Source organism: Bacillus sp. iso_77 (assembly GCF_056173625.1).
On sequence record NZ_CM149683.1, the window covers coordinates 1,918,632 to 1,945,617 of the forward strand.

The 26,986-nt window shown below is 40.6% G+C and carries 26 protein-coding genes; 10 read left to right on the forward strand and 16 right to left on the reverse strand.

Going from position 1 to position 26,986, the window contains the following annotated elements:
- Window positions 1–34: 34 nt before the first annotated feature.
- The gene (locus AC0VYC_RS09640; protein WP_017367443.1) at window positions 35–247 is read right to left on the reverse strand and encodes a DUF6501 family protein; all 213 of its coding nucleotides are present in this window, start codon (window positions 245–247) and stop codon (window positions 35–37) included.
- A gap of 209 nt (window positions 248–456) precedes the next feature.
- Here AC0VYC_RS09640 and AC0VYC_RS09645 point away from each other — a divergent pair, with 209 nt between their 5' ends.
- The 4 genes from AC0VYC_RS09645 to AC0VYC_RS09660 all read left to right on the forward strand — a co-directional run bounded on the left by AC0VYC_RS09645 (window position 457) and on the right by AC0VYC_RS09660 (window position 6,032).
- A complete protein-coding gene (locus tag AC0VYC_RS09645; RefSeq protein ID WP_017359492.1) occupies window positions 457–1,941 on the forward strand; it encodes an aldehyde dehydrogenase family protein in 1,485 nt (494 codons plus the stop codon).
- A 297-nt stretch (window positions 1,942–2,238) separates the two neighbouring features.
- A complete protein-coding gene (locus AC0VYC_RS09650) occupies window positions 2,239–4,116 on the forward strand; it encodes a terpene cyclase/mutase family protein (protein ID WP_475388343.1) in 1,878 nt (625 codons plus the stop codon).
- Complete coding sequence (locus AC0VYC_RS09655; RefSeq protein ID WP_039165508.1) at window positions 4,109–4,930, forward strand: superoxide dismutase; 822 nt, start codon at window positions 4,109–4,111, stop codon at window positions 4,928–4,930. Before AC0VYC_RS09650 ends, AC0VYC_RS09655 begins: the two co-directional genes overlap by 8 nt.
- 151 nt (window positions 4,931–5,081) lie before the next feature.
- The gene (locus AC0VYC_RS09660) at window positions 5,082–6,032 is read left to right on the forward strand and encodes a bile acid:sodium symporter family protein (protein ID WP_159159725.1); all 951 of its coding nucleotides are present in this window, start codon (window positions 5,082–5,084) and stop codon (window positions 6,030–6,032) included.
- Window positions 6,033–6,063: 31 nt separating this feature from the next.
- Here AC0VYC_RS09660 and odhB read toward each other — a convergent pair whose 3' ends face one another.
- The 7 genes from odhB to cdaS form a co-directional block, all read right to left on the reverse strand.
- Entirely contained in the window at window positions 6,064–7,320 is a 1,257-nt protein-coding gene (odhB, locus tag AC0VYC_RS09665) for a 2-oxoglutarate dehydrogenase complex dihydrolipoyllysine-residue succinyltransferase (RefSeq protein ID WP_047946567.1), read from the reverse strand.
- Between the two features lie 14 nt (window positions 7,321–7,334).
- Window positions 7,335–10,169, reverse strand: coding sequence for a 2-oxoglutarate dehydrogenase E1 component (sucA, locus tag AC0VYC_RS09670; protein WP_017359494.1), 2,835 nt, complete (start codon window positions 10,167–10,169; stop codon window positions 7,335–7,337).
- A gap of 224 nt (window positions 10,170–10,393) precedes the next feature.
- Window positions 10,394–12,310 carry a vWA domain-containing protein gene (locus tag AC0VYC_RS09675; protein ID WP_039165511.1) on the reverse strand — a complete coding sequence of 639 codons (1,917 nt, stop codon included), beginning with the start codon at window positions 12,308–12,310 and terminating at the stop codon, window positions 10,394–10,396.
- 11 nt (window positions 12,311–12,321) lie between these two features.
- Complete coding sequence (locus AC0VYC_RS09680; protein WP_017359496.1) at window positions 12,322–13,200, reverse strand: ATP-binding protein; 879 nt, start codon at window positions 13,198–13,200, stop codon at window positions 12,322–12,324.
- An 89-nt stretch (window positions 13,201–13,289) separates the two neighbouring features.
- Window positions 13,290–13,868 carry a superoxide dismutase family protein gene (locus tag AC0VYC_RS09685; protein ID WP_125590369.1) on the reverse strand — a complete coding sequence of 193 codons (579 nt, stop codon included), beginning with the start codon at window positions 13,866–13,868 and terminating at the stop codon, window positions 13,290–13,292.
- A gap of 77 nt (window positions 13,869–13,945) precedes the next feature.
- Window positions 13,946–15,277 carry a C40 family peptidase gene (locus tag AC0VYC_RS09690; protein WP_024718576.1) on the reverse strand — a complete coding sequence of 444 codons (1,332 nt, stop codon included), beginning with the start codon at window positions 15,275–15,277 and terminating at the stop codon, window positions 13,946–13,948.
- A gap of 404 nt (window positions 15,278–15,681) precedes the next feature.
- Entirely contained in the window at window positions 15,682–16,308 is a 627-nt protein-coding gene (cdaS, locus tag AC0VYC_RS09695; protein ID WP_024718575.1) for a sporulation-specific diadenylate cyclase CdaS, read from the reverse strand.
- An 81-nt stretch (window positions 16,309–16,389) separates the two neighbouring features.
- Here cdaS and AC0VYC_RS09700 point away from each other — a divergent pair, with 81 nt between their 5' ends.
- Together AC0VYC_RS09700 and AC0VYC_RS09705 are read left to right on the forward strand one after the other, a co-directional pair.
- Window positions 16,390–16,515: a hypothetical protein gene (locus AC0VYC_RS09700; protein WP_003215647.1), complete on the forward strand. Its 126-nt coding sequence runs from the start codon at window positions 16,390–16,392 to the stop codon at window positions 16,513–16,515.
- A 59-nt stretch (window positions 16,516–16,574) separates the two neighbouring features.
- On the forward strand, window positions 16,575–17,939 hold the full coding sequence (locus AC0VYC_RS09705; RefSeq protein WP_475390039.1) for an MATE family efflux transporter: 1,365 nt from the start codon (window positions 16,575–16,577) through the stop codon (window positions 17,937–17,939).
- Between the two features lie 21 nt (window positions 17,940–17,960).
- Here the strand turns inward: AC0VYC_RS09705 and bshB2 are convergent, their stop codons facing one another.
- From bshB2 to rarD, 4 genes are all read right to left on the reverse strand, one after another.
- A complete protein-coding gene (gene bshB2 / locus AC0VYC_RS09710; RefSeq protein ID WP_024718573.1) occupies window positions 17,961–18,626 on the reverse strand; it encodes a bacillithiol biosynthesis deacetylase BshB2 in 666 nt (221 codons plus the stop codon).
- A gap of 17 nt (window positions 18,627–18,643) precedes the next feature.
- Window positions 18,644–18,994: a YojF family protein gene (locus AC0VYC_RS09715; protein ID WP_008346474.1), complete on the reverse strand. Its 351-nt coding sequence runs from the start codon at window positions 18,992–18,994 to the stop codon at window positions 18,644–18,646.
- Window positions 18,991–19,272, reverse strand: coding sequence for a hypothetical protein (locus AC0VYC_RS09720; RefSeq protein ID WP_041091271.1), 282 nt, complete (start codon window positions 19,270–19,272; stop codon window positions 18,991–18,993). The genes AC0VYC_RS09715 and AC0VYC_RS09720 overlap by 4 nt, the downstream gene beginning before the upstream one ends.
- Window positions 19,273–19,350: 78 nt before the next feature.
- Window positions 19,351–20,262 (reverse strand): EamA family transporter RarD, encoded by a 912-nt coding sequence (gene rarD / locus AC0VYC_RS09725; RefSeq protein WP_039165518.1) that lies wholly within the window; start codon window positions 20,260–20,262, stop codon window positions 19,351–19,353.
- A gap of 86 nt (window positions 20,263–20,348) precedes the next feature.
- On the opposite strand from rarD, the gene AC0VYC_RS09730 reads away from it, so the two are divergent.
- On the forward strand, window positions 20,349–20,822 hold the full coding sequence (locus AC0VYC_RS09730; protein ID WP_039165520.1) for an Hsp20/alpha crystallin family protein: 474 nt from the start codon (window positions 20,349–20,351) through the stop codon (window positions 20,820–20,822).
- A 40-nt stretch (window positions 20,823–20,862) separates the two neighbouring features.
- Here AC0VYC_RS09730 and AC0VYC_RS09735 read toward each other — a convergent pair whose 3' ends face one another.
- Both AC0VYC_RS09735 and AC0VYC_RS09740 read right to left on the reverse strand, forming a co-directional pair.
- A complete protein-coding gene (locus tag AC0VYC_RS09735; RefSeq protein ID WP_003215921.1) occupies window positions 20,863–21,081 on the reverse strand; it encodes a hypothetical protein in 219 nt (72 codons plus the stop codon).
- Between the two features lie 75 nt (window positions 21,082–21,156).
- Window positions 21,157–21,489, reverse strand: coding sequence for a winged helix-turn-helix transcriptional regulator (locus tag AC0VYC_RS09740; protein WP_008346466.1), 333 nt, complete (start codon window positions 21,487–21,489; stop codon window positions 21,157–21,159).
- A gap of 141 nt (window positions 21,490–21,630) precedes the next feature.
- Between AC0VYC_RS09740 and AC0VYC_RS09745 the strand changes: the two genes are divergently transcribed.
- From AC0VYC_RS09745 to AC0VYC_RS09755, 3 genes are all read left to right on the forward strand, one after another.
- Window positions 21,631–22,248, forward strand: a complete 618-nt coding sequence (locus AC0VYC_RS09745) for a nitroreductase family protein (RefSeq protein WP_017359679.1) — start codon at window positions 21,631–21,633, stop codon at window positions 22,246–22,248.
- Window positions 22,249–22,485: 237 nt separating this feature from the next.
- Window positions 22,486–22,704 (forward strand): DUF3311 domain-containing protein, encoded by a 219-nt coding sequence (locus AC0VYC_RS09750; RefSeq protein ID WP_017359680.1) that lies wholly within the window; start codon window positions 22,486–22,488, stop codon window positions 22,702–22,704.
- Window positions 22,689–24,182, forward strand: coding sequence for a sodium:solute symporter family protein (locus tag AC0VYC_RS09755; protein ID WP_475388351.1), 1,494 nt, complete (start codon window positions 22,689–22,691; stop codon window positions 24,180–24,182). The genes AC0VYC_RS09750 and AC0VYC_RS09755 overlap by 16 nt, the downstream gene beginning before the upstream one ends.
- 89 nt (window positions 24,183–24,271) lie before the next feature.
- Here AC0VYC_RS09755 and AC0VYC_RS09760 read toward each other — a convergent pair whose 3' ends face one another.
- Complete coding sequence (locus AC0VYC_RS09760) at window positions 24,272–25,186, reverse strand: class I SAM-dependent methyltransferase (RefSeq protein ID WP_178896928.1); 915 nt, start codon at window positions 25,184–25,186, stop codon at window positions 24,272–24,274.
- A gap of 374 nt (window positions 25,187–25,560) precedes the next feature.
- The gene (locus tag AC0VYC_RS09765) at window positions 25,561–26,946 is read right to left on the reverse strand and encodes a S41 family peptidase (protein WP_039165529.1); all 1,386 of its coding nucleotides are present in this window, start codon (window positions 26,944–26,946) and stop codon (window positions 25,561–25,563) included.
- Window positions 26,947–26,986: the final 40 nt, after the last annotated feature.

Consider the following 26,986-nt stretch of genomic DNA (forward strand, 5'->3'; position numbering starts at 1 on the left):
CTGTTTTTCTTAGTATGAGTGATGACCATCAAAATCATTCAGCAGAATTGTCTTCGAAATACTCTTTGTAGTACCCGCCTACTTTACCCGTATTATCAACGACAAAGAGAAATTCCTCTGTTTCATTTTTCACATCATATGTGTGTCCAACCGTTAATGCCCGGTCAACCATATATTTTTTCGCATTTGTATGTACACATTTTACTTGTTTTACCGTTTCAGCCGTTTGCCAGTTTTGATGGATCATGATTAAAAAACTCCTTTTTTCATCTATACATTTATTGTAGCCAATTTTTCGTGAAATGCAATGAGTGTTATCGATTGCTTTCAAAGATGTCGTGTAATATGATAAATGTATACGTTTACATGCGTGTACGTATACAAATGGCTTCATGTCCACTTTTTCCACCTAGAACTCGCAGAACAACCCATATCTTTAAGGAGGTTTGTTTATTTATGAGCTCTACAACACTTCAAATCAGTTCAAAACTCGAATCTTTTCTCCAAGGGACGAAAAAACTCTACATTAACGGTCAGTTTGTCACAAGTCATGATAACAAAACATTCTCTACACCTAACCCTGCCACAGGAGAAACCCTTATTGATGTATATGAAGCAGGTGCAGCCGACATTGATGAGGCAGTAAAAGCTGCTAAAAAGGCGTTCCATGGACCTTGGCGTTCTATGTCTGCAGCCGAACGTGCCCGCTTGATGTTTAAGCTGGCAGATTTAATGGAAGAACATCAAGAAGAACTGGCTCAGCTGGAAACACTTGATAATGGAAAACCAATTAATGAAACAACCAATGCGGATATCCCTCTTGCCATTGAGCACATGCGCTATTATGCAGGGTGGACCACAAAAATGACTGGACAAACCCTTCCTGTCAGCCAGGGATATTTTAATTATACCCGCCATGAGCCTGTGGGCGTTGTGGGACAAATCATTCCTTGGAACTTCCCGCTGCTCATGGCCATGTGGAAAATGGGTGCTGCACTAGCAACAGGCTGCACCATCGTTTTAAAGCCAGCTGAACAAACGCCACTATCTGCTTTATATTTAGCTGAATTAGTGGATAAAGCCGGATTCCCAGAAGGCGTGATTAACATCGTTCCTGGATTCGGTGAAACAGCCGGTGAAGCATTAACCGATCACCCTGATGTCAATAAGCTGGCTTTCACTGGATCAACAAGTGTTGGGAAATTGATCATGGAGAAAGCAGCCAAATCCATCAAGCGTGTTACTTTAGAGCTTGGCGGAAAATCGCCGAATATTATTTTACCAGATGCTGATTTAAAGAAAGCCATTCCAGGTGCATTAAACGGCGTGATGTTTAACCAAGGTCAAGTGTGCTGTGCAGGATCAAGGGTCTTTGTGCACCGGAGCCAATATGATGAAGTCGTCGATCAAATGGCTAAATATGCGACATCATTAAAACAAGGAGCCGGTCTTCATCATGATACCCAGATTGGGCCTCTAGTGAGTAAAGAGCAGCATGAACGTGTGTTAGGTTACATCGAAAAAGGGAAGTCAGAAGGTGCAACAGCCGTAGTCGGTGGTGACTGCCCTTATGAAGCAGGCTATTTCGTCTCCCCTACTGTCTTTAGAGATGTAGAAGATGAAATGACAATCGCAAAAGAAGAGATCTTCGGTCCAGTTCTATCTGCGATTCCTTACGATTCCATTGATGAAGTGGTCGAACGGGCCAATCAATCTGACTATGGGTTAGCGGCAGGACTTTGGACAGAAAACTTAAAGCATGCTCACGATATCGCTGCACGCCTAGAAGCAGGAACCATTTGGGTCAACTGCTATAATGTCTTTGATGCCGCCTCCCCGTTTGGCGGATATAAACAGTCAGGCCTTGGCAGAGAAATGGGATCATATGCCCTTAACAACTATACAGAAGTCAAAAGCGTGTGGATTAATCTGCAAGACTAATCACGCTAAAGCCGGTGACGATGTCATCGGCTTAATTTGTTGACAAAGGGATAAAATGAACTTGATTTTAGTCCTTTGTCTTCTTTTCAGCGTGATAGAAAACCTTTGCAGCCCTAGGAAGGACGAGTACTGGCGCGGAGCGAATTTGAAATTCGTGAGCACCAGCACACAGGACTGCGGGCGCATGCGAGGGTTTGTCTACACGCAGAGCCGGTGACGATGTCATCGGCTTTTTTTGTGCTGTCATGTGACAGGCCGACTCCTGAATATAGTGATAAAGGAAAGGAGCATGGCCGAATGCAAGATTTTAAAACGAGAGTCAACGAATATATCGATGAACTGCACATGCAGGTAGAACGCAGACAAAGAGAAGATGGCGCATTTATTTTCTGCTTTGAAGGAACTATGATGACAAATGCTTTTTTCATTATGCTGTTAAAAGCCGTTGGTGACCCTGATCAGCAATTGATCCATCAATTGGCCGAAGCAATACATGCCAAACAAAATGAAGATGGTTCCTTTTCTTTGTATCATGACCAGTCGGGACATCTCACAGCTACAGTACAAGGTTATTGCGGCATGCTCGCATCTGGCAGATTTCAAAAAGACGAGCCCCATATGGAAAAAGCAGCACAATATATTCGCTCAAAAGGTGGACTAAAGAGCGTTCATTTTATGACAAAATGGATGCTTGCCGTAAATGGCATGCACCCTTGGCCCTACTTCTATGCACCTCTTTCCCTTTTACTCATCCCTACGGCTTTTCCACTGCACTTCTACCACCTTAGTGCCTATGCAAGGATTCATTTTGTACCCATGATGATCGCACTGAACAAACGGTACACCTCTCATGCTGCGTTTCCATCATTAGCCCATCTTGATGAAAACATGTCTAAAAATCCATTTGACTGGTTTATGGCAAGAGAAGAACGTTCGACTGATGACTTCCTCATGTATATGCGGTCATATACAGCCCTCGACAGCCGGCTCGACTTTTTCGGATATGAAGCGGCAAAGCGATACATGTTTGACCGTCTTGAAAAAGATGGGACGCTGTATAGTTACTTAAGTGCAACCATCTTTATGGTCTATGCCCTCATGAGCCTGGGGTACTCCCCTGGACATCATCTCATCCAAAAAGCAGTCAGAGGTATGAAAAGGCTCGTCACCTCCTGTCAAGGCAAGATATATGCTGAGAATTCCACCTCGACTGTGTGGGATACAGCGCTTGTCAGTTACGCTTCTCAAAGAGCAGGAAGAAAACGAGAAGATCCCATGATCATGAATTCCTTCAACTATTTGCTGGACCGGCAGCAAATGAAGAAAGCGGATTGGGCAGTTCATAACCGTCATGCTGCTCCCGGGGGCTTTGGTTTCTCACATATCAATACGAATAATCCTGATTGTGATGACACGCAAATTGTGTTAAAAGCGATCCCAAAAGAATACGATCCACTTCAGTGGAAACGAGGATATGACTGGCTTCTCTCCATGCAAAACCGTGATGGCGGCTTTTCTGCTTTTGAAAAAAATCAAGATCACTTTCTACTTCGTCACCTTCCGCTTGAATCTGCGGAGGATGCGGCGATTGATCCGTCAACTCCTGATATTACTGGTCGTGTGCTCCATTTGATTGGTTTAGAAGAAGAAGATACTGCTTCACCCTCGATTCTCAGGCAAAAAGATCGATGTGTAAAATGGCTCATTGACCACCAAGAGAAAAATGGATCATGGTTTGGCAGATGGGGTGTTTGTTATATTTATGGAACTTGGGCAGCGTTAACAGGACTGAAAGCGGCCGGCGTCCCCTCCTCACACCCTGCTGTGCAAAAAGCGTGCCGTTTTCTAAAGCAGATTCAGCTTGAAGATGGCAGTTTCGGAGAATCGTGTAAAAGTGCAGAACTGAAAACCTATGTCCCGCTTCCCTTTGGCACAGTGGTTCAAACCGCATGGGCGACCGAGGCGCTCCTCCAATATGAGAAAGCAAATAACGCAGCCATTTTGAAAGCTGTCTCCTTTTTAGTGAACCATCACCATACTGAAGAAGCCATGTACTATCCAGTCGGCATTGGACTGCCAAAACAATTTTACATCACCTATCATAGCTACCCATTTGTGTTTCCGATGATGGCTTGTTCTACATTTTTAAACGAAATGAGGCGTATACATGAATAAAGAAGAATATCGCTCACAGCTCAAAGAGTGGCTTAGCACGATTCAACATGTGTGGCAAGATGATAAAATTCATCGAAAAGTGGAAAATTTACGACTCAAAATGGAGGATGATCATTCGAGTGAACAAGAATGGTACGAACTAGCCGAAAGGATTGCAGAAGACATGCAGCCACACGAAGAAGTGCGCGATGTAGCAGCTGGAAATCATCAGTTACCACCACTGCCTTATCGGTATGACGCGCTCGAACCTTATATTTCAAAAGAAATTATGTACTTGCACCATCAAAAGCATCATCAAACTTATGTTAATGGTCTAAATCAAGCTGAACTTGCGCTAAAAAAAGCAAGAAGAACCAATGACTTTACGATGATCAAGCATTGGGAACGTGAACTTGCCTTTCATGGGGCAGGACATTATTTACATTGTATCTTTTGGTTTTCAATGAGTCCTTCAGGAAAAAGAAAACCTACTGGTCAAATGCTTCGTCTCATTGATCAATCATTTGGCAGCTATGAGGCGTTCAAGTCACATTTTTCAGCTGCTGCCAAACAAGTAGAAGGTGTCGGATGGGCGATCCTTGTATGGTCCCCGAGATCTCAGCGTTTAGACATTTTACAAGCAGAGCGCCATCAGTTCCTCTCGCAATGGGACATCATCCCCCTTCTTGCTCTTGATGTGTGGGAGCATGCCTATTACCTCCAATATCGAAATGAGAAGGCGCAATATGTAGACCAGTGGTGGAATGTCGTTGACTGGCGTGAGCCAGAAGCAAGACTAAAACAGGCTCAACAAGTGAAATGGACACCTTTTTGATCGCATACTCCACATAGTTCATATACTATGTGGTTTTTTATTAGTTTACATAATAATATTATGAGCACCAGATGCAAAATCATAGGTTGTTTTTTCAGAAAATTCATTTAAAATAGAAAAGATATGAAAAGAAAGAGAGTTGAAAGATAGTATGAACACCCTTTTACACATTAGTCACTTTGCGGGAAGAACATTTGCTATATGGGTCATTGTCTTTGCTTGTCTAGGTTTTACTTTTCCTGCGGCATTTTCTTTGATTGGACCTTATATCCCTTTTTTACTTGGCATTATTATGTTTGGCATGGGGCTGACGCTGTCTTCTGAAGATTTTAAAGAGCTTTTTAGAAAGCCTCTTTATGTATTGATCGGGGTTTTAGCGCAGTATACATTAATGCCACTCATTGCATTTTTATTGGCCTATGGGTTACATTTGCCTTCTGAAATCGCTGTTGGTGTCATTCTCGTTGGCTGCTGTCCAGGCGGGACTGCATCCAATGTAATGACCTTTTTGGCGAAAGGAAATACGGCCTTATCCGTTGCCGTGACAACGATCTCGACACTACTTGCTCCCATTTTGACCCCTGTTTTTATTTATATTTTTGCAAAATCTTGGTTATCTGTATCACCGGGTGCTTTGTTTTTGTCGATTGTCCAAGTTGTCTTAATTCCGATTATTTTAGGGGTTATCGTCAAATTGTTTTTTAAAAAACAAGTGACGTATGCTGTACAAGCACTCCCGCTTGTATCTGTTACTGGCATTGTCGCCATCATTGCAGCTGTTGTCAGCGCAAATAAAGAACAGATTCTGCAATCTGGACTGCTTATTTTTGCCGTTGTTGTTTTACATAATGCTCTTGGTCTATTATTGGGTTACCTCATTGCAAAATGGTGTAAAATGGACATTCCTTCTCAACGAGCAATTTCAATAGAAGTAGGGATGCAAAATTCTGGACTTGGTGCAGCCCTTGCAACCGCACATTTTTCTCCACTTGCCGCCGTTCCCAGTGCCATTTTTAGCGTATGGCATAATTTATCTGGCTCTTGGCTGGCAACATTTTGGTCGAAAAGAGGCTACCCAGAAAATAAAGACCAAAAAAGCTAGTACCCTCACCGGTACTAGCTTTTTCTTTCGATTATCCTTCAAGCAATAGCTGTTCAGGATCTTCAAGTAGATTTTTAATCGTGACAAGGAACCCAACAGCTTCTTTACCATCGACAATACGGTGGTCGTATGAAAGAGCTAAATACATCATTGGACGGTTTTCAAAGCGTTCTTCATCAATTGCAACAGGACGAAGCTGAATTTTATGCATACCTAAAATTCCAACTTGAGGACTGTTTAAAATTGGTGTTGAAAGCAGAGAACCAAATGTTCCTCCGTTTGTGATCGTGAATGATCCACCTTGTAATTCATTGAGCGATAATTTGTTATCTCTTGCTTTTTTCGCAAGATGACCGATTTCTTTTTCAATTCCAGCAAACGATAGTCTGTCTGCATCACGGACAACTGGTACCACAAGCCCTTCATTGGCGGCTACAGCAATACCGATGTCATAGAATTTTTTAATGACAAGCTCATCACCTTGAATTTCTGCGTTGAGAAGTGGATATTTTTTAAGTGCTGCTACCACTGCTTTTGTGAAGAAGGACATGAAGCCCAGTTTCACATCGTTTTGTTCAAGGAAGGCATCTTTGCGACGCTTTCTTAGATCCATGACAGCTGTCATATCGACTTCATTAAATGTTGTCAGCATCGCTGCCGTTTGTTGAACTTCAACTAAACGTTTTGCAATGGTTTGTCTGCGGCGTGACATTTTTTCACGCTCAACTGGTTTCCCTGCTTGATCATTTTGCACCGCAGCATTTGCTTTTGGCGCAGCTTTCGGTGCACTTGCAGGAGCTTCATTCTTTTGGTAAGAAGCTACATCCTGCTTTCGTACCCTGCCCAGCGGATCTGCGGTTGGAATCTCAGATAAGTCTAACCCCTTCTCTCTTGCTAGTTTTCTAGCTGCTGGAGAAGCGATCGTTCTGCCATTACCAGATTTCGGCTCTTCTTTTGCTGCCTCTTCTTTTTGTTCAGCTGCTGGTTCTTCTTTCGAAGCTGATGCAGAATCTTGCTCAGGTGCTGGAGCTGCGGACTCGCTTCCGCCAGCTTCACCTGCTGCAATCGTTCCGATGACTTCTCCAACTTGGACAGTGTCACCAGAATCTTTCAGTACTTCTTTTAGAACACCAGATTCTTCAGCTGTCAATTCGACATTGACTTTATCTGTTTCAAGTTCTAACAGGTATTCCCCCTGCTCAACATAATCGCCCGGCTGTTTTAGCCACTGAGCAATTGTTCCTTCCGAGATTGATTCCGCTAGTTCAGGTACTTTAATTTCCGCCATTTTTCATTTCCCCCTTAGTTTTTGCGAGTCAAGCTATCAGATACAATTCGTTCTTGTTCTTTTTTATGAACAGTTGGATCACCCTCAGCCGTACTTGAACGTCTTCTGCGGCCGATGTAACGTACTTTTACTTTTTCAGATGCAATTTCACGTAAATATGGCTCAATATATCCCCAAGCGCCCATATTTTGCGGTTCTTCTTGCACCCATACGATTTCTTCTAAGTTTGTCAGTTTTGATAAAATGGCTTTAATATCTTTGGCTGGGAATGGATATAATTGTTCCACTCTCGCAATATGAAGCCAATCTTTTGAGTCTTCCATTTGAGTAAAACGATCACTAATATCGATCGATACCTTCCCGCTCGATAGCACAAGGCGTGTTACTTTTTCATGATCATGCACCAGGCCCGGCTGTTCAAGAACTGGACGGAACTGTCCATCTGTTAGTTCTTGGACTTCGGATAATGTGTTCGGGTTACGAAGCAGACTCTTCGGTGTCATGATGACAAGAGGACGAATCTCTTCACGAAGCAGCATTTTCGCCTGTCTTCTAAGAATATGGAAGTATTGAGCTGCACTTGTCAGATTCGCAACTGTCCAGTTATTCTCAGCAGCTGATTGCAAGAAGCGTTCTGTTCTTCCACTAGAATGTTCTGGACCTTGTCCTTCATATCCATGTGGCAAGAGCATCACAAGCCCTGACTTTTGTCCCCACTTGGCGCGGCCTGCTGAAATAAATTGATCAAAATACACTTGAGCCGCATTTGCGAAGTCTCCAAATTGAGCTTCCCAAATTACTAATGTTTCAGGAGAATAGACATTATAACCATATTCAAACCCGATGACAGAGCCTTCTGACAGTGGACTATTATGGACTGTAAATGATGCATTTGCATCACTCAGTTCATGAAGAGCAATGAATTCATCTCCCGTTTGACTGTCGTGAAGAACAAGGTTTCTTTGAGCAAATGTGCCTCGCTCAGAATCCTGTCCGGTCATTCGAATCGGCGTACCGTCTTTTAATATAGATGCAAATGCCAGTGCTTCACCAAGTGACCATTCCACTTTGCGATCATCTGTAAACACTTTTGCACGTTTTTCAAGGATCCGCTTTAGCTTACCGAATACTTGGAAGTCTTTCGGCCAGCTAATTAATTCTTCATTCAGCTTTCTTAATACATCAAACTCTACAGATGTATCAACTGCAGGGAAGCCGTTAGATACAGGCTCTGGCAGTTCGATTTCTTGAATTGTATGTTCTTTCTTTGAAGGTACTTTTTTATAAGCTTCTTCAATTTTTGCCGTGACAGCCTGCTCAATTTCTTCTCTTTGTTCTTTTGACAGAAGGCCCTCAGTGACAAGCTTATCTGCGAAGATATTCTTGACTGTTTTGTGCTTTCTGACCGCATCATACAGCATTGGCTGAGTAGTAGAAGGCTCATCCATTTCGTTATGGCCATATCTACGGTAGCCAATCAAGTCAATTAAGAAATCCTTTTTAAACCGTTTACGGTATTCTACCGCCAGCTGAACAGCTGCTAAACAAGCTTCTGGATCGTCTGCATTGACGTGAACAATTGGAATCTCGAAACCTTTTGCAAGGTCACTAGCGTATTTTGTTGAACGAGATTCATTGCTTTCTGTGGTAAATCCAATCATATTGTTGGCAATGATATGGATCGTTCCCCCCACTTGATAGCCGACTAATTGACTTAAATTTAATGTTTCTGCGACAATTCCCTCTCCAGGAAATGCAGCATCCCCATGAATTAAGATGGCTAACGCTTTTTCAACGTCTTGAACTGGATAGCCTTTTTGAGTACGCGATTCTTGAGCTGCACGAGTGCTTCCTTCAATAATCGGGTCAATAAATTCCAAGTGACTTGGGTTATTGGCAAGTGTGACTCTTGCACTCTTTGTATCTTCATCTTTGATTTGGCGGTCAGCACCGAGATGATATTTTACATCCCCTGTCCATCCGTAGCTGATGCCGATAGAGCCTTCTGATGGTACAAGCTCTTTATTAGGCGCATGCTGGAATTCTGAGAAAATGATCTCATATGGCTTTCCTAACACATGTGCTAATACATTTAAACGGCCTCTATGTGCCATTCCAATGTTAATATTTGAAGTCCCTTGTGTAACAGACTCGGATATAATTTCATCAAGTACTGGAACAAGTGCGTCTAATCCTTCAATAGAAAAACGCTTTTGTCCAACAAATGTTTTATGAAGGAACTGCTCAAATTGCTCGACTTCTGTTAATCTTTTGAATACAGAAACTAGTTTATCTGCTGGTTTTTTCTTAAATAATTCACCAGACTCAATAGATTTAGAGAGCCAGTTGCGCTCTTCGAAGTCATGTACGTGATCAAACTCAAATGAAATGGTACGCTTATACGTATTTCTCAAATGGTTAATGGCTTCTATGCCGTTTGAAATGTGTTTAGGTGCATCTGGACTAATAATTGATATTGGAATATTCTTAACGTCTTCTTCAGTTAAACCGTATTCCTTTAATGGAAACAGCTCTTGTAATTCCTTTTCTTTGCGAAGAGGATTGACGGAAGCATTTAAATGGCCATACGTTCTGATGTCTTCTGCCAGTTTAACGACTGATGCTATCTTTTGGATTTGTTCAGAAGTAACTACGCTATTTTCTTTTTTCCCAATTTCCTCCTTCATTTCACTCGGTGGTGCACCAAGTTCATCAAATATGCCTCTTATGTCTTCATCAACACTAGTAGGATCCTGGACATATTGATCGTAGAGCTCGAGCACGTAGCCGAGGTTCGGACCATGAAATTCTTCCCAACTCAACGGTTGTTTCACATCATTTTGAAACATTTTGAACACTACCCCCAACTTTGATCATCAAGTGATTGAACACTATCTCGATATAACTTCCAGAACACAATGACCAAATTTATGTAATAAAACGCTTCCAATCATATTCTACCACTGTTTCGGATTACTTTCTACATTCTTTGTTCAATTAAAGATAAAAAATTCAAAGAAAAACAAAAAATTTAAATCATTCCGAAAAATATTTTAAAGAAAGGGGCAAAACCTTATGCCCCAATGCTTTTATGCAGCAATTTCTTGAGTAATGGATATAGCACATCTGGCAATGTATCGACATCCGGTACAAAAATGCTGAACTTGCCATACATATCTTGGATCGTTTTCATCTGCGCCTCTTCAATCGGAGAATTGGATAAAAACACATTGATCACTTCAATTCCCTTTTTTCTCGCTTCGAGAACCGCTTCATGTGTATCCACGATCCCATTTTGTTCGTAGCTGAATGCAGCCGGCTCTCCGTCTGAGAAAACAATGAGGAACTTTTGCTCTTCTCTTCGTTTTAAAATCATTTTTGTCATTTGGCGAATCGCATAGCCGTCCCGGTTATCCTCCTCTGGCTCAAGTGACATAATGGATGGTCCTGCGTCAAATAAGGAATCTTTGAACGATACGACGGTGTTAAAGTAGTTCGGCTGACTTGTTTCAGTTGCGTCATTTGTATCTTCCCAGAACCCTACAATTTGATGAGGTACCTGCACTGATTTTAAAGCTTCATGAAACAGAACAATCCCTTTTTTTGTCTCATCCATCTTGTCAAACATACTCGCAGAACAGTCAACTAATAAAGTGAACACAGCATCAATTTGAGAAGATGGCGCTTGTTTTTTATAAAATAGTCGAGGATTGGACTCTGTAAAATAACGAATGAGCTTTTTACTGAGACGTCCCGCATGAAGATCTGTTTTTGGCCATGATTTTTTATGCTCAAGTGTTTTTTGAATCATTTGTTTTAAGCGTTTCTGATAAGGCTCGATTGCCTTTGCGTGCTGCTTGTACACATCTATTTGCTCTGGTGAAGGAGGTTCTGGTGAAATCATGACTGGAAATGCATATTTGTTTTCTTTTCCATTCTCATGCGCATCTGCCCCGCTTTCTTCTCCTTCTGCCTCTTCTAGTGCTTCAAGCTTTGAATAGTCTTTTCGATGGGTTTGTTTGGCTGAACCTTGAACCGTTCCAAGCGCCTGATCTCCATCGTCACCTTCTCTTGCCGCATCTTTACCGAGATCGCTTTTACCACCGTGTTCTAAATCAAATTGAAGGAAACTTTTAGATGGTGCTTCCGTTTCTCTATGCCATACTTCCATATATTCACTATGGATGTCTTCATCCCCCTCTTTTTCCCGATCAACTTTTATATCCTCACTTAATTTAGGCTTTCTTTTGAGGTCATGGAAAAGCGGTTCTTTTGCCGCTTTTTCATAGTCCAATTCTGGGAAGAAAAAGTATGTGTTCAGCATATCCTTTTCAAGGAGCTCATCGAAGCCTTCTGTCAATTCCTTCACAATGATGGCGATATCAGATGTCGAGCGTGCGTCATATACACGTTCAAGACTTGACTCAATAAACGGAATCATTGGATCTATCCGCTCATGAAGGGGTGGAATTTCTTCAAGCGGAGATTCGGCTGTCAGCTTCACGTATATCGCACAAAAGAGTGCATCTGTTAAAATACTGCGCTCTTGGTTAATCGTTAATTGTGTTTTAAAGTGACGTCTGTAAAGCTCTCTTCTCCGTTTAAATACCTTTTTTGTTCCTGGGCGGTCACGTTTAATCCGCTCTTCAATGCGGATATCTTCAAACAGCATAAACAATTGTTTGCACACATCCGGAATGGATAATGTGTGGGCATAGCGAATGATGTCTTCAAATACTGTAAGATCGCTATACACCGTCCCTACTGCTCGCAGGAACACATCACTTTTTAGGCCTGCCATCATATCCTCTTGATGACGATCATCCCAAAAATGGCTGATGAAAATTTTCTTTTCAAACGGTTCATAGTACGACTGAACACCGTATTCAAGCTCCACATCATCACTTTTGGCAAGTGTTTTGGCTAAATCCGTTAATTCCATAAATAGAAATGAATCGATTCTGCTGTCATTAAATTTGATGAATTTCAAAAGTCAGAACCTCACTCGAATAATGTTTGAGCGATATTTCTTACCGCTGCTTTTTCCCGGTCATCTTCTAGCTTCTCTACAATTCCTCGTTCAATTGCACGAAGCGGCGGGATATATTGCGCAAGATCACATGTATCTAACAGTGCGCGAATGGATGCGGCTTCTTCACTGACCTGTCCATTGTGTGCTTGGACGATGAGATCTGATGAGAGCTGTACGAATTGATCGATTAACCGCTCATCCTTTAATACGGATTGAGTGTGCAGTACTTCTTTTAAAATGCCGCCGCCAATGTAAGGAACTTCAATGACAACAAAACGGTTTTTCAGCGCTTCATTGAGCGGCACTGTCCCCACATATCCCTCATTGATTGCTGCAATCACGCCAAAACCTTCTTCTGCTCTAACGACTTCACCTGTAAATGGGTTTGTCATCATTTTTCTGTAATCAAGTACACCGTTTAAAATAGGCAGTGTTTCTGGTTTTGCCATGTTGATTTCATCAATATATAAAAGGTGTCCTTTTTTCATTGCTTTTGTAACGGGTCCTTCAATGAATTCTATAGAAGCAACTTGTCCATCATTATGGATGGTTTTATAGCCAATTAGACTTTCTGCATCAAGGTCAACTGAGCAGTTTACACTGTGCATCGGCTGTTGAAAGAACGCGGATAAAGTTTCTGCTAGTTTTGTTTTACCTGAGCCCGTCGGTCCTTTTAACAGAACATTTTTTCCGAGGGCAAGTGCAATCATGGCATCTTGAATAATAGACGTATCTTGTGATTCATAGCCGCCTGTTCCGATAAGCGGACGAAATTCTTCTTCGAGAACTTTTCCTTTTGCTTCGATCATTGCTTGAATTTCTTCTGGGAGTGCTGGTTGGTTAAACATATATGATTAATTCCTCTCTTCGATCATTTTCCTCACCAAGTATACTAAAAAAACCTTTATGCACTCAATACATAAAGGTTCGTCTTCTGTTATTTTACCATTTCTTTTGTGATGGCTCCGCAAGCAATGCGTTTCCCTGAGTTGCCAGAAGGGTTGCTTAAGTAATCATCTGCTTCTGCATGAATGATGAAACTTCGCCCGTTTTGATCAACCAATTGATTCGGGCCTCCTTTGACCGTCACATTCGGAACATTCACAACGACGTCAATTTGACCATTTGCCCCTACTTCTAAATTAGGCATATCTCCAGCATGATGCCCTTTTGGGTTGTCGAAGCCATGCTCTCTATGGGTCGGATTAAAGTGAGCCCCCGCCGTTTCAAAATCTGGCGTTTCACATATTCCTGTTTCATGAATATGAAAGCCGTGAGGACCTGGCGGCAGTCCTTTCGCTTTCACATGCAGATCCAGCCCATTTTCTGAGGACTCTCTTATTTCAATGCTCCCTATTTTTTGCCCGCTTTCGTTTATGAGTGACGTTGTGACTGGTGCTTGTTTAGGTGCGGCAACTTCTCTTGTTTCTTCTGTCGTTTCTTTTTTCGGCGGTGCATGACATGCTGATGCGGTAAAGATCAAACATATCATGATCATCCACACTGACTTTTTCATTTATGACTGCCCCCTTTTGCTATCAGTATGGACAAACTGATGAGAAGGCAAACAAAAAAAGCCGAAAATCGGCTTTTTTAGAAGAAACGTTTCGCACCTAGATAGGCTTTTTTCCAATAAGGATTGCTTAAGTTTGAAATTCCTACTCCGCTGTCACTTGCATGAAGGAAATCTCCTCCACCTAGGTATAGTCCCATATGAGAAGGACCTGCTTTGTACGTTGTGAAATAAACAAAATCTCCAACTTGTGGTGTGCTGACAGGTGTCATCATATTCCAATATCCTGCTGTACTCAATCTAGATACTGATGAAACCTTATTAATGAGATAGTAAACAAAGCCGCTGCAATCAAATCCAGCTGGTGTATTGCCGCCCCATCTGTAAGGTATGCCTGTGAGCTTTTTACCTTCTTGAATCATTGTCGTGATTTTTGCATTCATTGGAACGTCATTTTTATTATTGTTGACCGGTGTTGTTGAACCATTTGACGTAGAACCATTAGATCCAGTTGAACCGGAAGCTGTTCCGTTGATTTTTAATACTTGTCCAATTCTCAGCACATCACTTTTCAAGCTGTTTGCTGTGCGGATTGATTGAACCTGCACCTTAAACTGATTCGCAATTTTCCATAATGAATCACCTGATTTAACCGTATAAGATGTGGTTTTACTACTTGAAGACTGATTGCTGTTTGAAGGCGTGCTAGGTTGAGCAGGTGCTTTCGGTTGACTTGGTTTTGACGTCACCGTTCCTTTTACCTTCAATACTTGATTTGGATAAATCGTATCAGATTTTAGCGAGTTCAATGTTTTAATTTCACCAATCGACATATTTAACGAATTGGCAATTTTCCAAAGTGAATCGCCTAATTTCACTTTATATGTACTAGATGCTGACGACGAACTATTAGAATTCGTTGATTTGTTACTTGAGCTAGAATTAGATGTTGAGTTTGAATTTGAGGACTGGCTGCCGCTCGTTTTCGCTGTTCCAGACACTTTCAGCTTTTGTCCAGGACGAATGAGGTCACTGTTTAAGCTGTTCAAACTTTTCAAACTTGCAACTGACATTTTGTGATTCTTCGCAATCAGCCATAATGAATCCCCAAGCTTGACTGTATAGCTAGATGTTGTTGAAGCACTTGATTTCGTTGCTTTTGAACTTGTTGATGAGCTGGATTTTGAACTTTTTGCACTAGGAATCTTTAAGCTTTGTCCTGCAAAAATCATCGTCGTTTTTAATTGATTAAGAGATTGAAGTTCCGAAATACTTGTGTTGTACTGTTCGGCAATCTTCCAAAGTGAGTCACCGCTTTTCACCTTGATCGTCTGTGCTTCTGCCGGTGCAGCAATAACAGCTGAGCCTGCGATCGCTGAAACTGTGAGGCCGGTTACTACTTTTTTCTTCATAGATGAATCTCCGCCTTTCATGATTTCGTACCATAAGACTTATGTACTAGTTTTGAGTTTAGCATTTAATGGTTCTGCTTCTCTTGCACTATTTTATCTTTATTTCTATAATATTACTCGACATGAAGACGTTGGGCAATACTAAATAGGTTTTAGAGCAGCAAACTCAAAATGCTAAAACAAAGCCATATCGTTTCTATCGGCTGTTTGCTGTATTTATAAACATTTTTTAAGGAATTTTTAAGTTGACGTTTAGAAATTTGTCAAAACAAGCACGTTGCTAGTTTCATAGTTCTATTCTACATGACAAATTTTTCTGTATCAAATGACTTTTTACTTAATTGCCTGTTTTTTCTCCTCAATAAAAAAAGCACCCTTCCCCATGAAGAATGCTGTGTTCATGTTTACTTTCTGATTTCTTGATCTTTTACAGTTAACGGATAGAGGACGCCTTCTTTCGCAAACGACATTTTCCCTGTTTCTTCTGATACCACAAGAACAAGGGCATCAGTCATGCCAGAAAGTCCAATAGCTGCCCGGTGTCTTGTGCCTAGAGAAGGGCTGACTTTTTTCGAGGTGAGCGGTAGGACGTTTGCAGCGGAAACAAGCGTGTTTTCTTTCACTAAAAGGGCGCCATCATGAAGTGGGTTTCCAGGATAGAAAATGCTTTCTATTAATGATGCGCTAATTTTCGCATGGAGGTTTGTCCCTTTTTGTATATAATCCTCCACCTCATCTCTCCTTTGAATCACAATCAGTGCGCCATGCTTTTGTTTTGATAAGTTCTCAATGGCTAAAGAAAATTGAGCAAAACCTGGTGTGAATTCTTCCATATATGCTTGTAAATAAAATGAGGAAGCCTCTGCATGCATTTCATTAAACTGATCATGCAATGATTCGAGTTCACAAAGAAGGCATTGTTCCGTCTGGTCAAGTGAATCGACGATTTTCCTTGCATCCATCATAATTTGCGTTAAATGAGATTTCATTTCTAACTTAAACATCGCTTCTTCATTTGTGCGATTGATCATCTCACCATGTCCCTCCTTCTTTCGCTTGTGTCATAAAATAACAAATTGTGCACATTCTATTTGTATGGAGGTGAATTCAATATGACCATTCAAAAAGTGATTCAATATGCTTGCAGCATTTTAGGTGTTGTCAGTCTTTCTTTTATTTATGCCCAAATGTTCAAAAAAACGAAGCCCTCAAAGAAAAATAATCCGACGGAGAATTGATTTTTTTACATAGCGTGATATAATTCCTCTCGTTATTTCTGTTCAGAGAGGAACTTATGATGAGAGAAACGAATAGTATTCGAGCAAAGTTGGCACAATTTTTAACCATATTGATTCCGATTTTAATTACACAAGCAGGTCTTTCGCTCATCACATTTTTAGACACGGTGATGTCTGGAAAAGTGAGTGCAGAAGACCTAGCAGGTGTAGCCATCGGTTCGAGCATTTGGACACCTGTTTATACTGGTCTCGCTGGTATTTTAATGGCTGTTACCCCTATAGTGGCTCAGCTGATGGGAGGCGGCCGCAGGGAAGGTGTTCCTCGTGCAGTATTTCAGGCCATTTATTTATCTTTTCTTTTAAGTATCGTGGTGATTGTCATTGGATCGTTGTGTGTTCCTTTTATTTTAGGGAGACTTGGGCTTGAACCATCCGTAGAAATCATTGCCCGTCATTTTCTCAGCTTCCTTGCTATTGGAATCATCCCGCTTTTTGGTTATTCAGTCATGAGATCGTTCATTGATGCATTAGGAAAAACACGTGTGACGATGTTCATTACGTTAACCGCACTTCCTATTAATTTTGTTTTAAATTATCTCTTTATTTTTGGAAACTTTGGGTTTCCAAAGCTAGGCGGTGCAGGGGCAGGTCTTGCATCTGCGCTGACGTATTGGGCGATTTTCATCATGAGTATTTGTATTGTCATCAAAGCCGAACCGTTTGCGTCCTTTCGGTTGTTTCAGACATTACCTCGCTTTAACGTCTCCCGAATGGGTCAAATACTGAAAATCGGTATCCCTATTGGGTTTGCGATCTTTTTTGAAACAAGTATTTTTGCAGCTGTCACGCTCTTAATGGGTCACTTTGATACCGTGACAATCGCCAGTCACCAAGCAGCGATGAACTTTGCTTCTATTTTATATATCCTGCCGCTTAGTATCTCAATGGCTTTAACGATTGTTGTAGGTTTTGAAGCCGGTGCCATGCGGTATAAAGACGCAAAAAGCTACAGCTATATTGGCATTGCAACAGCTATTTTGTTCTCATTATGTACCGCAGCACTCATCTTGTTATTTAGACCTGAGATCGCTGGTTTATATACAACTGAATCAGCTGTTTTACAAATGACACAGCACTTTTTGATGTATGCGATCTTTTTCCAGCTGTCAGATGCGATCGCCGCACCAATTCAGGGAGCTCTACGCGGGTATAAAGATGTGAATTATACACTGATTGCTGCGTTTGTCTCTTACTGGGTCATCGGCCTTCCAGCTGGCTACTTGATTGGCACGTATACCTCATTTGGAGCGTTCGGTTATTGGATTGGTCTGATTACTGGGCTTGCCGCAGGTGCCATCGTCCTATTTGTTCGTCTCAGGTTAATTGAAAGACGTATGCATTCTGCAACAGGAAAAGGCAGCTGACTGAAGTCAGCTGCCTTTCATTTAGTCATTCCATTGATACGTCCAGAAAATTTCTTCATCAAACCATTTTTGAACGACTGGTTCTTTGTTTTTCAACTTTTGTTCAAGCTCTCTTAGCATGCCTTCTGTTTGTGTTCTATGCGCTCTTAGTGCATTTAATTTGATATCGGCTACATCCGTAATATCAATCACAATATCGGCATTTCCTAGCACTTCTTCTCGATTTTTCGTAATGGCCATGCAGTATGTGACGGGACGGTCTTCTTTTTTCTTGCGGTATAGAGCACGAATGACCGCTTCACCTGTCGCGTCATGATCAGGGTGTACACCATGACCTGGATAAAATGTGACAATAAGGGTTGGTTTCACTTCATCAATAATACTTTCCATCACATCCGCTAAATACTCATCATCTTCAAATTCCAACGTTTTATCCCGAAGACCAAGCATACGCAAGTCTGTGACATCCATTTCTTTACATGCATTGATTAATTCCTGTTTTCTTAATTCAGGAAGTGTCTCACGGTTAGCATATGTTGGACTTCCCATATTTCTTCCCATTTCTCCAAGTGTCCCGCATGCATACGTCACTGGAATTCCACGTTTTCTGCTTTGCGCGATGAGCCCTGCGACCCCGAAGGATTCATCGTCGGGGTGAGGCAGCATCACAAGTACATGTTCGTTCATCACTGTTCCCCTCTCTCCTACACCTGAAATGGTGTTTCACTAATTTGTAATGAGATCGCTAGTTTTCCGTCTGGCAGGTGTCCTGCTAACAGCAGGCGGCCTTGTTCATCAAACACGTAATCGGTTAAACCTTCTGCGTAAATCCAGCCATCTTCTGTTTTCATCCCGACACGGTATGGACCTTGTCCTTTTATTTTTGCCTGTGAATAGACGACTTTTGCGTTGCGGATATACGCCACGACCGTCATATTTTGCTCATTCACATGAGCTGAATAAGAACCAGTTGTCGTTTCAAGATGAACGAAGACTGGCCGATTTAAAAACGATTCAAGATGTGCTGTGACATCTTCCGTTTGAATTGGTTTCATGAGTGGTTCCTTCCTTCATTTTGAATTAGTTCTCGCAGCTTTTTTGTATGTAAGCTGATCAGCTGTAGTTGATGACCCTGTTCAATCGTGCTTTCTAAAATTCTTTCCACAGCGAGTACATACTTTTGATGTAATGACTTTCTTGCGCGAGGATGGGTGCGTGCATCAAGCAAATCATCTTGTATCGCCTCGTGTAATGAAGTCATATCCACTACATCAAGCTGCCGATTTTTCCATAAAGATTGATAAGCGTGTGCAAGCTCATCGACTGATGACATGTGATCACCTCTACAGTTTTGGTAACAACTTATTATGACATGATCCGCCTGCAAAAAAAAGCAAACTGCTTCGTCTCTTTAATGAGAATTCGCTGTTTTTTTCATTCGCAGTTGAGAGGTTGTAAATAGTAAAATCGCCACCCAAATACAGAGGAATGTCACGATTTTTGCTGCAGATAAGTGTTCGTGATACACAAACAGCCCCAAAAAGAGTGTAATGGTCGGTGCAATATACTGCAAAATACCAACTTGATATAAAGGAATTCTTTTGGCCCCTTCAGAAAATAAAAGAAGCGGTACAGCTGTAAAGACACCTGCAAAAAATAATAGCCCAAGAGAGCCGAAGCTGCTCGGATTCATCGTGACAACAGGTTCTTTTAAGAAGAAGAATAAGTAAACAAGCGCAGCTGGTGCAAGAAGCAGTGTTTCAATGGTTAATCCAATGGCACTCGTAAAACTCATCCTTTTTTTAATCAGCCCATAAAACCCAAAACTAAAAGCCAATACGAAAGCCACGACAGGAAATGAGCCGTACTGAACAGTTGAGATGATGACCCCAGCTGCGGCAATGAGAATGGCGGTGGTTTGCATTTTATTCAGTCGTTCTTTTAAGAAAATGATGCCTAGTAAAACTGATACAAGCGGATTAATATAATACCCTAAACTCGCTTCCAGCATAAGATCGTGATTTACCGCCCAAATGTATACATACCAATTGACCGAAATTAAAATAGCCGATAAAAGTAATGAAAAAAGTGCTTTTCCATCTATCATCAGACCTTTCACAGTCTGCATCGCTGGACGGACTTGCTTTAAATATAAAAGAATACCGCACATAAAAATAAAGGACCATACTATTCTGTGCGCTAAAATTTCGCCTGACGAAATATGCTCCATCAGTTTCCAATATAATGGGAACAATCCCCATAATGTAAAAGATGCAGCCGTATATAAGACACCTTTTGATTGTTGTTCGTTCAATCTAACCATTCCTTTCTAAACCTATCGTATATTATAGCACGCACATCACTTTATGGGCATATACTAATTCAGGGCATTTAGAAAGGATGATTTGCATGTTTGACTGGAACCGATTATTTCCTTTTCAAAAGCAATTTTCAAAAGAAGCGTTAAAAAATTCAGATCCTAAAGACGTTGAGCAATATGTCAATCAAGTCATGGAAAGTGTTTTCGGCTCCAATTATTCTGCTCAATTCCCCTTTCAGGATCCGCTGTCTCAGCAGAAGAAAACAAGAGAGACAGACGATAAAAAAAAGAAAGAGCCGAATGTTGAAGTATTTGAGACGACAGATCACGTGTTTGTCAAAATAGAGCTAGATCGTCCGAACACGGAAAAAGTAAAAATCAAACATACAGCCAATCTGCTGTTTATTGATCATTTTCCTGAAGAGAATAAACAAAAGAAGGTTGTCCTGCCTGCTGCTGTGAAAAGAAAAGGAACGAAGGCTTCATATCAAGATGGTATTTTAGAAATTATGTTTTTAAAGCATGATGATCCAGGCATTTCTGAAATTGATATTCCATTATAAAAAGCCTGCTTTGAAATGGAAGCAGGCTTACTCTTTTTTCTTAATAATATGGTGGATATCCGCCGCCATAAGGTGGTGGAACAGGCGGTGGTGGTGGCGGGTAATATGGACGAGGATAATTAAAAATCGCACTTCCTAGAAATCCGCCAAGCAGTCCGCCGACTAAAGGAGCGCCAAAACCAAAAAACAAAGGGACTCTAGATTCATATGGCGGAATGCCAGGGGCACCGCCTCGAAAATACGGAGTATGAGGGTACATGCTTTTCTCCTCCTTTGTCATGTGCCTAACATCAGCATATTCATTAGGAGACAAAACGTTTGGGCAAACCTAAAACTAGGCTTGCTCCTTTTTTACATGAGATCCAGCATACTCCCCTGCCCAGCGCGATACTTCTCCGAACACACCATGTAATGCACTCCCTTTTTCGGTTAGACAATAGATGACTTTGACTGGCGTTTCAGGAAGTACAGTGCGCTTTATGATTCCTTCTTGCTCAAGCTCTTTTAAGCGTTCTGCGAGCATTTTTTGACTGATGGATGGAATAATGTCCGTCAGGTCTTTAAACCGCTTCGGACCATCAAGCAATACATGAATGATGAGACCATTCCACCTTTTGCCAAGAAGCAAAAAAGCTTGCTGAATGTTTGGACATAATTGAAATTCCATATATTTCAGCCTTTCTTTTCATAATCGTTTGACAAACTAACGGTATACAATTTAAAATATATCTCTAGTTACAATAAGTAAGTTTCTCACTTTTTTATTTATTGTACCATACTATTTACAAAAACGGGAGGAAATATCCATATGGCGAGCGATCAAAAAACGATTGACATTTTAAAAGAAAGAGCTTCAGTAAAAGAGTATGATACAACTCATGAAATGACAAAAGAAGAGTTAACAGAGCTTCTTGATATCACAACAAAAGCACCATCTGCTTGGAACCTTCAGCATTGGCATTTCACTGTTTTCCATAGTGCTGAATCAAAAGCAAAACTTCTTCCAATTGCTTACAACCAAAAACAAGTCTCTCAAGCATCAGCTGTGATTGCTGTGCTAGGTGACCTTGAAGCCAATCTAAAGGGTGAAAAAATCTACAGTGAGCTAGCAGAACAAGGCTTCATCACAGAAGATATTAAAGAAACACTGATGACGCAAATCAATGGTGCATACCAAAGCGAGCAATATGCACGTGAAGCTGCGTATTCAAACGCTTCGTTAGCTGCTATGCAGTTAATGATTGCGGCGAAAGCAATGGGATATGATACATGCGCAATGGGCGGTTTCAGCAAAGAAGCGTACGTGAAAGAATTCAATGTGAGTGGTCGATACGAACCAGTGATGTTGATTTCTGTCGGGAAAGCAGCAAAAGAAGCTCACAAAAGCAATCGTTTTGACATCGAAGAAGTATCTGATTTCCTATAAAAAACGGCACAGTCTCAGCGTCATGCTGGGGCTTTTTTATTTGCTCTAAATATTATTTTTCCATACTTATTTTCAAGTCTTCCTTTCTCATTCTTCAGTATTTACCTCTTTTTAAAAATGAAAGCGTTATATTAGTATGATATTCATAAAAATGATTGTTTTTTCTGAAAATGGTCTTGTGATCTAATCTGACAACTGCTATTATTATGAAATTACAAAATATTAGAGGAGGAAAACATGAACAAAAAACTGATACTGGCGCTACTCATCGCGATTCCATTCATAGGACAGCTTGCACTGCTCCCCTTTGTGAATCGTATTCATCCATTTGTCATCGGGCTACCTTTTTTCCACTTCTGGCTCTTACTATGGATTGTACTCACACCCGTTTGCACATTTATCATTTACAGGATGCAACATTCAAATGGAGGAACTGACGAATGCAAGGAAACTTAACAGCTTTATTGATTACTGCAAGTATCATTTTCATCGTCGTGGTCATCGGTTTTGCCGCTGGTCGTGATAAATCATCAAGACAATCAGTCGAAGAATGGTCTGTTGGCGGGAGAAAATTTGGCGGGCTTCTCGTCTGGTTCCTTGTTGGCGCAGACTTATATACTGCTTATACCTTTTTAGGGCTCACAAGTACAGCTTATACAGCAGGAAGTGTTGCTTTTTTCGCTATCCCCTATTCCGTTCTTGCTTATTTTATTGCGTATTTCTTCTTACCAAAACTTTGGACGGTTGCAAAAAATCACAAGCTGACAACACTTGCTGATTATGCACGTGAGCGATTTGACAGTAAACTGTTATCTAGTTTGATTGCCATTGTTGGTGTACTCATGCTCATTCCATACATTTGTCTTCAGCTAAGCGGGATTCAAGATACGTTAACTGTCGCTGGAACGAGTTATATCAATGTGAATGCAGTTGTTATGATTTCATTTATTTTAGTTGCACTTTATACATTTTTCAGTGGTATTAAAGGTCCTACATATACAGCCATTATTAAAGATATTCTTGTTTGGGTGATCATGCTCTTTATGGTCGTTTCCCTCCCGATTATTCATTTTAACGGCTGGACACCAATGATGAATACGCTAGCTAAGGAAGCCCCACAGCTTCTGACGATTCCTGAAAGCGGCCCTAAAGGCATTTTGTGGTTTATTACCGCATCAGGTGTTTCTGCACTCGCATTATTTATGTGGGCTCATGCAGCAACTGGTGTTTTCACAGCCAAAAGCGCAGATGCCATCCGTAAAAACAGTATGTTTTTACCTCTTTACAACATTGTATTGATTTTGGTCATCTTCCTTGGCTTCATTGCCTTTTTAGTCTTACCGGAAGATACAAATCCAAGATTTGCTCTTCTTCATTTAATTCAGACGTCATATGGCGGCGTGATGCAGGGGCTTGCGTATTCAACGATTGCACTTGCTTCTCTCATTCCATGTTCGATCATGGCCATTGGGGCATCGAATTTATTTGCCAATAATTTGTACCGTGATTTAATCCATCCAAATGTGTCACCTAAACGGTTAACGATCATTACACGTTCGATGGTATTTATCGTGATCGGGCTTGCTCTTTTATTCGGTATGCTGTTCCCGACTGCGCTTGTCACGCTTCAGCTGATCGGTGTTTCTGGAATGGTTCAAATTTTCCCAGCCATTGCCATCAGCTTGTTCTGGAAAAAACAATCGAGAGAAGCAACGATTGCGGGTTTGGTTGTTGGCATCATCGTCACCTTTACAGCCAATATCTCACAAGTCACGTTTGGTCTTTATGAAGGATTTCTTGGTTTACTAGCAAACGTTGTGGTCATCCTGATTTTGAATCCATTCTTCCAGAAGAATGTCACATCTAATTCTGTCATGAATGATCTATTTGAAAAAGATCACGACAAAACAGCGACGACCGTAAACGAAGTGTGAGATTAAAAAAGCAGTCCTCATATGAGGACTGCTTTTATCTTGTAGACAAAGTCTACAAATTTTTGGTATAACACCATGTTCGTTGTGGTTTATTTTTTTATAGCATGAATGTAATGAATGGTCTCAAAAGCTGATAGGTAATCTTCTCTATTGTTAAAATACAGTTCATTAACTTTTTCAGGAGATAAATGTTCATAAATAAGTAGATCTGATTTTTCTAACATCTTTTCGATTTCAAAGTACGAAAAACATGATTTCATCGGTTCTCCGCCTATTGAAGCCATTTTCACCATATTCTCAACTCTATTAGAGCTTCCTTTTTCTTCGAATAGTTTTTCGTCTGCATAATCAAAAACGATCGAACTTCCTGATGGAACATTGGTGAATAGATAATCTATTAAGCTTGTAACTTCCTCTTTAGTTAAATAGTAAGAAACACCTAAAAGACTAAAAAACGTCTTTTTGTTATCAAATCCTCTATCTTTTAGGTTTTGATAGGATAAATTTTTGGTGAAGTCCATAGAAATAAAATGAAGATTACTTGGGATTTTTAATTTAGCCTCGTCCAACCTTTGCTTTTTAAATTCCTGTGTAGCGGGATGATCAATTTCGAATATTTCTAAGCTATTTTCCAATTCTGGATGTCGGAAACTAAAAGTATCTAATCCAGCACCAAGTATGACATATTGTCTTAATCCTAACGCTACCTCAAGAAGTAATACTTTTTCGCAATACGCAGCTCGTGACAAGGTGATTGGAGAAAGTTGGACTTGTGTAATCCATTTTAATATTTCTTCTGTATTTCCCTCGAATTTTTGTGCGATATCTTTGTTGAAGAAGTGTATGCCTTGGACCATATTTTCTTTGATATCAGTGAATTCTTTTTCCGAAATGAATTCTTTAGCTAAATAATCATTAAAGATTTTAGGGGTATCAAATTGACTATGATAGGATCTGGCAAAAGCCGATATTAACGAAGTCACACTTGATTCATCTTTCTTCATACAAACACACTCCTTCATTTTAGAACAAAAAAATAGGGTTCTCCTGGCCAGGAGAACCCTATTATATACTCAAAAAATATAAAAGTAAATTATATCATAATTTAATTATTTTGTCAAGATAAATTATTTGTCACAGCTTTTTTCGTACAAATATTCACACTTAGCAAGTGTTACATGGCGCAAAAAAGAAGAAATTCTTACCTTATCCCAAAAAGGTTTCAGTGCATGCAATGCTTACTTTCACTGCCATGAATACAAGGGAAGAACCATATCCAACGTAAAATACTTTAAAAAATATAAAAACCCCACTTTACTTAAAGTAAAGGTGGGGTTAATCTACAGTTCGAAACCAGTCCTCTAATGAGACTGTTTTTTTATTTCATTTCTTTTTTCAACACTTCAATGGCTTTTTTCATTTGCGTATCATTTTTCTTGAGCTTATCTTGGATGTTTGTCATCAGTACCGTCGTTGTGTCCCCTGTCAGAATACCATCAGCCTTTAGATCGTGATCTGATTGGAACCTTTTCACGACCGACTGGAATGCTTGATCATATTCTCCATTGGCTTTTGCTTTGTAGCCAAGCGCTTGGAACATTTTTTGAGCCGCTTTGACTTCATCTCCATCATCATTCAGTTGATACGTCTTTTTCGGACTTAAGTATGGCAGCTTCGCATAACTCGGCAGAGATGCTTTCACCTGTGGCTCAATTCCTTTTTTGTGAATCCAAGACCCGTCTGGTGTCAGCCACTTGGCAATGGTTAATTTCACACTAGAACCATCATTGTAGCTTTGGGCATTCTGAACAGTCCCTTTACCAAATGTCTTTTCTCCAACAAGTTGAATGCTGGAGGATTGGTGCAGAGCTCCCGCCATGATTTCAGCAGCACTCGCTGAACCGCCGTTTATAAGAACAACTGTCGGCTGATGAACTTTGCGTTCTTTTTCCGCTTTGTACACTTGTTTCTTTCCTTTTTCCTCAACCTGCATAATGACTTTTCCTTTATCGATAAAGTCATTGCTCATTTCAATTGCTTCTGTCATAATGCCGCCTGGATTATCTCTCAGATCAATGACAAAACCTTTTGCCCCTTTTTTCTCGAGGTCATCAATCGCTTTATCCAACTCTTTAGACGTGGTTTCAGCAAAAGAAGTGATTTGGATTTCGCCTATTTTATCTTTTGTTAGTTTTGCATACACCGTTTCAAGTGGAATCGTATCTCTTGTGATCGTGACATCCACATTTCCAACACCTTGTCGGTTCAAATGCAGTTTGACATCCGTTCCTTTTTTCCCTCTGATAAGAGAAACGGCTTTATTCACTGACATACCTTTTGTACTTTTACTATCCACTTTTAAAATACGATCATGAGGTTTCAAACCAGCTTTTTCAGCAGGAGAGCCTTTAATCGGTGCGACAATTAAAATTTGTCCATCCTTCTCTTCTACTTGTGCACCAATTCCTTCAAATGAAGATGAAATGGTGTTGTTAAACCCTTCGGCTTCCTCCTGATCCATATATGTAGAGTATGGATCATCAAGTGATGCAATCATGCCTTGAATCGCACCGTCTACTAGTTTTTGATCATCCGTTTTTTCGTAATACTCGTTTTTTACCTTCGTATATGCAGCCATGAGTTTACTAAACTTCTCATCTCCTGAAACGCTGACAGCACCTTGTTTTGTGATCACAAATGTAATCACTGAGGAAAGCGCTGCTGTCACCAGAATGGCTATCACGAACTTGAATTGTTTTTTCAAAAAAACACCACCTTTATCTCCTTTCATTATTATCAAGGAC